The sequence below is a fragment of the Pseudoalteromonas sp. NZS100_1 genome, assembly GCF_015864285.1.
Classification (GTDB): domain Bacteria; phylum Pseudomonadota; class Gammaproteobacteria; order Enterobacterales; family Alteromonadaceae; genus Pseudoalteromonas; species Pseudoalteromonas arctica.
In genome coordinates, this window is the sequence record NZ_JADYXN010000173.1 from 1 (window position 1) to 665 (window position 665).

1 protein-coding gene is annotated in these 665 nt (G+C 44.7%); it reads left to right on the top strand.

Annotated elements, in window-relative coordinates:
* On the top strand, nt 1–614 hold a 614-nt coding region (locus I6F66_RS21175), incomplete at its 5' end, for an IS30 family transposase (RefSeq protein ID WP_197209758.1).
* Nucleotides 615–665 lie beyond the last annotated feature (51 nt).

Consider the following 665-nt stretch of genomic DNA (forward strand, 5'->3'; position numbering starts at 1 on the left):
ATAAAAAAGCAGGTGGTGAGTTATACCTACATCTGCGCCGACACGGTAAGAAATATCACAAGCGCAGTCATGGTAAAACAAACCGAGGGCAAATAAAAAATCGCGTTAGCATTGAAGAACGTCCACAAATAGTTGATGAGAAAGGTCGTATCGGAGATTGGGAAATAGATACCGTCATAGGTAAAGGTCATCGAGGCGCCCTTGTTACCATTGTAGAGCGGGTCACCCTATTCACTGTATCAACTCAGGTGGCAGGCAAAACAGCGGAGGCCGTCACTGCGGCGACGATAGAACTATTAAGGCCATATAGGTCAGCGCTTCATAGCATCACGGCTGACAATGGAAAAGAGTTCGCTTATCACGAGCAAATCACAGAGGCTTTAAGTGTTCCTGTTTATTTTTCTCACCCTTATCACTCATGGGAGCGCGGATTGAATGAAAACACGAATGGATTACTACGCCAGTATTGGCCGAAGAGCACAGATTTTAAGGCGGTAACACCAGCGCAAGTTATACCAGTACTTGAGCAACTTAATAATCGTCCAAGGAAGACACTTGGATTTGAAACGCCTGCAAAATTGATGCAGGATCACTTGGCGGCTAAAGCCGCCTAAACGTTATGCACTTCAGATGTGAATCCGCGTTTATTAGAGTCATTATTAAAT